We start from the raw sequence: 6,868 nt of genomic DNA on the forward strand, positions 1-6,868 counted from the left end.
CACGGATGCACCGGTGGGAGCGGGCGGCACGGGCGACCAGGGAGGCAGGTCGGCGGCGTCGCCTCGGCGGGGCGAGGTTGTCGGTCGCGGTCGCTACGCTCCCGCCGTGACTGATCCTGCCAGTGGTACCGCCAAGCTGCCGAGCGCCGACGACGAGGCCCGGTTCTGGGCTCTCGTCGAGTCCGCCTGGGAGCGGCTGGGCGCCGAGCCCGCCGCGCTCCGCCGGGCGCTCCTGACCCGCGACCCGAGAGCCGACGTCGATGACGACAGCCTCTACGCCATCGACGCGTGGCTCAACCCGTTCCTCGACAACCTCCGCCAGCTCTCGGCGGATCTGTCCAGCCAGGAGCTGACCGATCTGGACCGGGTGGTCGAGCGCAAGCTGCACGACATCGACCGGGCGGACGTCCACGAGGTGACCGACGGGTCCGACGACGGCTTCCTCTACGCCCGGGGTCACATCGTCGCGCTCGGGCGCGAGTTCTACGAGGCGGTGAACGCCGACCCCGCCGTGGCCGTGCCGGACAGCACGTGCGAGAGCATGTGCTACTTCTTCGCCCACCTGCACAACAAGCGGTTCGGCGAGTGGCCGGAAACCGGCTCCGGCATCTCGCGGGAGTCTTGCAGGAACGCGGCGGGCTGGCCCGAGTGACCGCGGGGGCCGGTCCGCGCCGCCAGTTCGGCGACCTGCGGGAATACTGTCGTGATGCACAGTGATCCGGTGGCCGTGGTCCGGTCGTTCCTCGAGGTGGTCCGGTCCGGCGTCGACCCTTCCCAGGCCGGGCGCTTCATGGCCCCGACGGTGACGGCCCACCAGGTGCAGGCCGAGGCCCCGTCCGTGGTCGAGCGCAGTCCCCAGCAGTACGCGGAGCACGTGACGGAGATGCTCGACGCGTACGGCCGCTTCACCCTCACCGTCGACGAGCTCTTCGGCTCCGGCGAGAAGGTCCATGCGCGCTGGACGCAGCGGGGGCACCACGTCGGGGAGGTCGACGGTCTCGCGCCCACCGGGGCGCCGGTGACCCAGTTGACCAGCGCGGTCTACCGGGTGGTCGACGGGCTGATCGTGGAGTACTGGATCCAGATCGACCGGTACGGCCTCCGGGCGCAGCTGGAGCGATGAGTTTCCGCGCCCGTCGGCGTCCACCCTGACGACTCACGTCGTCCGTCAACCTGGAGGCAGCCTCATGCAGTACGCGCCGGTCGTCGTCAGCCTGCCGATCGCCGACCGCCCGACCTCGTACCGCTTCTATTCGGAAGGGCTCGGCCTGGACGCGGTCGGGGAACCGGCGGAGGACGGCATCCCCGAGCCGTTGCAGTTCGCGCTCAACGACGGTCTCCGGGTCATGCTGGTGCCGGCCGGCGGCTTCGGCTGGGTCATCGGCCGTCACGAGGTCGCCCGGCGCGGGCAGAGCGAGTGCGTCCTCAGCCTGCCGGCGGCGACGTCGGTCGAGGCGGACCAGCTCGTCGAGCGGGCCCGGGCCGCCGGCGCGGAGGTGGTCGTCGAGCCGGGCCAGCAGCCGTGGGGCTACGTGGGCGCCTTCGCCGATCCGGACGGCCGCCTGTGGATGGTGTCCGCGGAGACGGCCTGACGCCGCCCGCGAGGGGGCAGCGCGCCGCGCGGCCGTCTCAGCATCCCCGGCGCGGACGGGGCGGCGGGCGGCCGGGCGGCCGGGCCGCGGGGGTCGGGATGGGCACGAGCGACGGCCCAGGTCACGGGGACCTGGGCCGGTCGCTGGCGCTCCTGGGCGCACGGGAAAGGCTCAGAGCGTGCGGTGCGGGTAGCCGGCGGTCCCGGTCTCCGGCACCACCTCGACCTCGGGCACCACGTACCCCGTGTCGGTCCCGGTGGCCGGACGGCCGTCCTCGTCGGTGTCGGAGCGGTGCTTCGTGGCCGCGGCGGCTCCGGCCGCCGCCGCTCCGGCCACCGCGGCGCCCGCGGCCACGGCCTTGCCGGACATCCCGACCTTGCCGCTGTCGCCGCGCGTGCCCGCGGCGTGCTCGACGCCCGGCGTGCCGACCCCGAGGCCACCGTCGACCGTGCCGCGCCAGGCCCCGGTCTCCACGCCGCGCTCCTCGATGTACGACTTGAACTTGCGCAGGTCGGACTCGGCCTGTCGCTCGACGAGGTTCAGCTTGTCGCCGGCCTTCTCGATCATGCCCTCGGGCTCGTACTCCAGGTGCAGCCGGACCATGGTGCGGTCGGGGCCGACGGGCTGGAAGTAGACCGCCCCCGCGTTGGTCGCGCCCTCGGTGGCCGCCCACGCCACCTTCTGGTCGGGCACCTGCTCCAGGACCGTCGCGTCCCACTCACGCTTGACGCCCGCGATCTCGGCGACCCAGTGCATCCGTCGGTCGTCGAGCTGGCGCACCTCGCGGACGCCCCCCATGAACCGGGGGAACTCCTCGAACTGCGTCCACTGGTTGTACGCGGTGCTGACCGGAACCTGCACTTCGATGGACTTCTCGACCTTCGTGGTCACGGGTGATCCTCCTCGTTGGTCGAACTGCTCTCGTCGGAGGGGAGAGCCGTCCCTCGTCCGTGTGAACTCCTACCCCCGGTGATGGCGCTCAATCGCCGGACCTGGCGGAACCCCACATCGGACAGCGAGCCTCGACGTCGGCGAGCCGGGCGAGGACGTGCCGTCGACACGCGGCGGCCCGGGCCGGCGGGATGCCGACCCGGGCCTGCCGTCCGGTACGCGGGGCTCAGCCGTCCCCGCGGTCCGGGCTGTCCAGCCGGAAGAAGTTGCTCTGCCGCCCGTCGGCGCGTTCCTCCTGGTAGATGAAGTTCAACCGGCGCCTGTCGAAGGCCTCGAACCACTCCTCCCAGCTGATCTCACGCAGCCGGTCCTCGCGCCCGTTGGCGGGAAAGTCGAAGCGCAGGACGCCCGCGTGGCCGTCGTGGTCGGTGCCGTCGACGGTGCACGGCACGCCCTTGCGGGCCTCGGCCCACTGCCGGATGACCTCGTGGTCGGTGGTGACCAGGCTGCGACCCGGCCGCTCCGGCTCGTCGTCCACCGAGTCGATGACCTGCGAGTACCTGACCGACGTGGAGGTCTGCGCGCCGGTCCGGATGCCGCCGGACGAGGAGCCCGAGGAGCCGGGCCCGGAGGAGTCCCGGCCTTCCCGCAGGCTCGTGACCAGGGCCTCGACCAGGTCGCCCTTCTTCATGTCGGCGGTGTCGGTGACGCCGCGCCGGCGCAGCCGGTCGCGCAGGTCGTCGACCTTCATCCGGGCGATCTCGCTCTCGTTGACGTCCGGGGTGTTCGGCGTCTGGTTGCCGGGGGGTTCTTGGTCGCGGTCGACCCCGAGCTGCTTCGCGTGGGCATGGGAGGTCCGTCCTTCCTTCGACCCGTCTCCAGGGGGTGGTGGCGCCGACGCGCCGGGTCGTCCCGTTGTCAGTACCCTCGCCGGCCACCTCAAACGTCCGGTCCGGTCAGTCGGCCCGCTCCGGCAGGTCACGGAGGTCGCGGACCGGCGAGAAGAACACCCAGAGCACTCCGGCGAGGGCCCCCGCCGTCGCGATCCACAGTGCCGGCCGTACGCCGATTGTGCTGCCGAGCGCGCCGCCGAGCAGCGCGCCGATCGGCCGGACGCCGTAGTTGACGGTGCGTCGGGCCCCGGCGATCCGGGCCAGCAGCGGCTCCGGGGTGAGCGCGGTCTGCACGGAGCCGCCCGTGATGTCGAGCATCATCACCCCGACGGCGGAGAGGAACTCGGCGGTGAAGAGCATCCCGACCACCAGCGGTGTCGGCCCGCCGGCGAGCGGGATGAGCAGCATGGGGGCGGGGAAGAGGACGAACCCGGCCAGCAGCGTCGGGCCGATGCCGAAGCGGCGGACCAGCCGCCCGGTGAGTGCCGCGCCGATCAGGCCGCCCACCGCGCCCGCGCCGAGCACGGCGCCCAACAGGCCGGGCGCGAGGCCGAGGCCCTGTGTGGCGTAGAGCACGAACAGCGCGATGAACATGAAGTTGAACAGGTTGATCGTGGTGGTGCCGAGCAGGATCGCGCGCATCATCGGCGTCCGCGCGATGAACCCCAGCCCGGCGCCGAGGGCCAGGCCGCCGCCGCGGGCGGGTGCCGGCTCCGTCGGCCGGATCCGCACCAGGAAGTACGCGGACACGACGTACGACAGCGCGTCGGCGACCAGGGCGATCGGCGCGGTGAGCACCTGCACCAGGACACCGCCGATGCTCGGCCCGGCCACCAGGGACATCGCCCGGCTGCCGTTGATCAGGGCGTTCGCCTCGACGTAGTCGGACCGGTCCACGACGGAGACGAAGAGCGGCCCCCGGGCGACCTCGAAGATCACGGCGAGCGTGCCGACCGCGAAGGCCACCACGTAGAGCTGGGCCAGCGTGAGCACGTCCGTCAGGTAGGCGACCGGAACGGCGGTGAGCAGCAGCGCCCGGCCGAGGTCGGTGAGGATCATGAGCCGGCGCTTGTGCGGGTACCGGTCCACCCAGGCGCCGGCGAGCAGCGAGAAGAGCAGGTTCGGGATGAGCGCGGCGGCGGTCAGGTAACCCATCTCGGCGGGCGAGGCCTGGAACACCAGCACGGCCAGCAGCGGCAGGGCGAGGGTGGAGATCTCGTCGCCGAAGTACGACACGGTCTGCGCCGACCAGTACCGGCGGAACACCCGCTCGCGCAGCAGCCGGGGCAGCGGACCGCGTCGGGGCGGGCTGCCGGGTGGGGCGGTGACCGGGGCGGCGGTCGCCTCGCCGCTCATCACGCGTCGTCCTGCTCGCCGGCGGACGCTCCGGCTGGCGGCGGGTCGGTGAGGACGGTCAGGTGCATGAGGCTGACCTTCCGGCTGCCGGCCGGACGTTTCGTCGGGTCGGTGATCCGGTCGTCGTACTCCGCGAGCAGGGCGTCGATCCGCGCGCTCAGCTCGGCCAGCTCGTCGGGGGTGACGTGCACCGGCCGGTCGCTGAACCCGGTGACCGCCCGCCATTCCGTCGGCTCGTCGGCCCGTCGGCTCAGGAACTCCTCGGCGCGGCGGGTGTAGAGGGCGAGCTGGACGGCGTTCAGCTCGTCGACGGCCGCCCGCGTCCGGGGGTCGTCGGAGGCGTCGTCCCAGGAGGTGTTGAGGGCGGTGGCCTGCCAGGGCCGTTCCCGGGCGTCGGCGCCGGGCGCCCGCTCGGCCAGCCCGTACTTGGCGAGCTGTCGCAGGTGGAACGAGCAGCTCGGCACGCTCTCGCCGAGGCGCTCGGCGGCCTGGGTGGCGGTCATCGGGCCCTGCTGCCGCAGCAGCCCGATCAGGGCCATCCGCAGCGGGTGCGCGTAGCCGCGCAGGGCCTTGGGGTCGGAGAGCTTCACCTCGGGCAGCGACATACACTAAAGCTATCTTTATAAAGATGTCTTTAGCAATGGCGGAGGCGAGGCGGTCGAACCCGCACCGGGACGGCCGTCAGGAATAGATCGTGGCGGCGTAGCCCGGGCCGTAGCGACGCTCCAGGTCGGCCAGACTCTCGGCCGGGTTCTCGACCTCCTTGATCAGCCGGGCCCGGGACGGCAGCGCGTCCGGCTGCCAGCTCTCCGGCTGCCACAGCTGCGAGCGCAGGAACGCCTTGGCGCAGTGGTAGAAGATCTGCTCGATCTCCACCACCACGGCGAGGACCGGGCGGTGACCCTTCACCACCATGTCGTCGAACCACGGGGCGTCCCGGACCAGCCGCGCCCGGCCGTTGATCCGCAGCGTGTCGGTGCGCCCGGGGATCAGGAAGATCAGCCCGACGTGCGGGTTGTCGAGGATGTTGCGGTAGCCGTCGGCGCGCCGGTTGCCCGGCCGCTCGGGGATCGCGATGGTCCGGTCGCCCAGCACCAGCGCGAAGCCGGGCGGGTCGCCCTTCGGCGAGACGTCGCAGCTGCCGTCCGCGCCGGCCGTCGCCACCAGGCAGAACGGTGACGCGGCGAGCCACTGCCGGTCCCGTTCGTGCAGGACGGGCCGGTCCTTGGCCAGCGCCCGCGGCATCGGCGCCCCCAGCAGCTCGCGCAGTTCCTCGTGCGACGTGATCTCCACCGTCACGTGACCCTCCCCCGTGCGTTGATTCCGGTGGCGGCGTGGCCGCCGCCCGCCAGCCTAGGGGAGGGCGGCCGGCGCGAGGTTTGCCCGTCGGCGGCGGGGGTACCGCCTCACCCGACGTGCCCGGACAGACCGAGCAGTGGAGGCCCGGATGGAGAGCCGACTCAAGGTGCTGGGCCACCCCGTCCACCCGATGCTGGTGATGTTCCCGGTGGCCCTGCTGGTCACCGCGGTCCTGTTCGACGTGGTGGACACCGTCGGCGGGCCGGACTTCCTCGGCGAGGTCGCGTACTGGAACATCACCGTCGGCCTGGTCGGCGGCCTGCTGGCCGCGGCGGCCGGGACGTTCGACCTCCTGGCCATCCCGTCGGGGACCCGCGCCAAGCGGGTGGGGCTGAGCCATGCCGCCGCCAACCTCGCCGTGATCCTGCTGTTCGCGGCGACCTGGGTGGTGCGGCTCAACGCCGACTCCCGGGCCGCCGGCGGCGCGCTGATCGCCATCGAGGTGGTCGCGCTGGCCATCCTCGGCATCAGTGCCTGGCTCGGCGGGGAACTGGTCGACCGGCTCGGCGTCGGTGTGGACCGGGACGCCGGCCTGGACGCGCCCAGCTCACTGCGGTCCCCGGCGGCCACCCACCGGATCGGAGAGGTGCGATGAGCGAGTGCAGCGGAGGGCCGGCATGAGTGAGCGCAGCGAGCGAATCATCAGGCTCGGGGCGTGGTGCCTCATGGCGGCACGGAGCGCAGCGGAGGGCCGGCATGAGTGAGCGCAGCGAGCGAATCATCAGGCTCGGGGCGTGGTGCCTCATGGCGGCACGGAGCGCAGCGGAGGGCCGGCAT

Annotated in this window: 8 protein-coding genes and 1 pseudogene; 4 read left to right on the forward strand and 5 right to left on the reverse strand. The window is 72.7% G+C overall.

Going from position 1 to position 6,868, the window contains the following annotated elements:
* The first annotated feature begins 106 nt into the window (after positions 1–106).
* From ACZ6O2_RS07175 to ACZ6O2_RS07185, 3 genes are all read left to right on the forward strand, one after another.
* On the forward strand, positions 107–652 hold the full coding sequence (locus tag ACZ6O2_RS07175; protein ID WP_466022287.1) for a DUF4240 domain-containing protein: 546 nt from the start codon (positions 107–109) through the stop codon (positions 650–652).
* Positions 653–706: 54 nt separating this feature from the next.
* Positions 707–1,123: an ester cyclase gene (locus tag ACZ6O2_RS07180; protein ID WP_466022288.1), complete on the forward strand. Its 417-nt coding sequence runs from the start codon at positions 707–709 to the stop codon at positions 1,121–1,123.
* A 64-nt stretch (positions 1,124–1,187) separates the two neighbouring features.
* Positions 1,188–1,592: a VOC family protein gene (locus tag ACZ6O2_RS07185; protein WP_466022289.1), complete on the forward strand. Its 405-nt coding sequence runs from the start codon at positions 1,188–1,190 to the stop codon at positions 1,590–1,592.
* 441 nt (positions 1,593–2,033) lie between these two features.
* On the opposite strand, the pseudogene ACZ6O2_RS07190 reads toward ACZ6O2_RS07185, so the two are convergent.
* From ACZ6O2_RS07190 to ACZ6O2_RS07210, 5 genes and pseudogenes are all read right to left on the reverse strand, one after another.
* Positions 2,034–2,483: pseudogene (locus ACZ6O2_RS07190) on the reverse strand (SRPBCC family protein); the annotation flags it as partial.
* Between the two features lie 226 nt (positions 2,484–2,709).
* Positions 2,710–3,234: a hypothetical protein gene (locus tag ACZ6O2_RS07195; protein ID WP_466022290.1), complete on the reverse strand. Its 525-nt coding sequence runs from the start codon at positions 3,232–3,234 to the stop codon at positions 2,710–2,712.
* A gap of 205 nt (positions 3,235–3,439) precedes the next feature.
* Positions 3,440–4,732 (reverse strand): MFS transporter, encoded by a 1,293-nt coding sequence (locus ACZ6O2_RS07200; protein WP_466022291.1) that lies wholly within the window; start codon positions 4,730–4,732, stop codon positions 3,440–3,442.
* The gene (locus ACZ6O2_RS07205) at positions 4,732–5,337 is read right to left on the reverse strand and encodes a helix-turn-helix domain-containing protein (protein WP_466022292.1); all 606 of its coding nucleotides are present in this window, start codon (positions 5,335–5,337) and stop codon (positions 4,732–4,734) included. Before ACZ6O2_RS07205 ends, ACZ6O2_RS07200 begins: the two co-directional genes overlap by 1 nt.
* A 76-nt stretch (positions 5,338–5,413) precedes the next feature.
* Complete coding sequence (locus ACZ6O2_RS07210; RefSeq protein ID WP_466022293.1) at positions 5,414–6,031, reverse strand: pyridoxamine 5'-phosphate oxidase family protein; 618 nt, start codon at positions 6,029–6,031, stop codon at positions 5,414–5,416.
* 148 nt (positions 6,032–6,179) lie between these two features.
* On the opposite strand from ACZ6O2_RS07210, the gene ACZ6O2_RS07215 reads away from it, so the two are divergent.
* Complete coding sequence (locus ACZ6O2_RS07215) at positions 6,180–6,686, forward strand: DUF2231 domain-containing protein (protein WP_350701775.1); 507 nt, start codon at positions 6,180–6,182, stop codon at positions 6,684–6,686.
* Positions 6,687–6,868 lie beyond the last annotated feature (182 nt).

The organism is Micromonospora sp. NPDC048040 (genome assembly GCF_055587185.1).

Excerpts from the sequence above, each read along its gene's own strand:
- ACZ6O2_RS07180 (WP_466022288.1), top strand. The coding sequence starts at position 707 with ATGCACAGTGATCCGGTGGCCGTGGTCCGGTCGTTCCTCGAGGTGGTC.
- ACZ6O2_RS07185 (WP_466022289.1), top strand. The coding sequence starts at position 1,188 with ATGCAGTACGCGCCGGTCGTCGTCAGCCTGCCGATCGCCGACCGCCCG.
- ACZ6O2_RS07195 (WP_466022290.1), bottom strand. The coding sequence starts at position 3,234 with ATGAAGGTCGACGACCTGCGCGACCGGCTGCGCCGGCGCGGCGTCACC.
- ACZ6O2_RS07200 (WP_466022291.1), bottom strand. The coding sequence starts at position 4,732 with ATGAGCGGCGAGGCGACCGCCGCCCCGGTCACCGCCCCACCCGGCAGC.
- ACZ6O2_RS07205 (WP_466022292.1), bottom strand. The coding sequence starts at position 5,337 with ATGTCGCTGCCCGAGGTGAAGCTCTCCGACCCCAAGGCCCTGCGCGGC.
- ACZ6O2_RS07215 (WP_350701775.1), top strand. The coding sequence starts at position 6,180 with ATGGAGAGCCGACTCAAGGTGCTGGGCCACCCCGTCCACCCGATGCTG.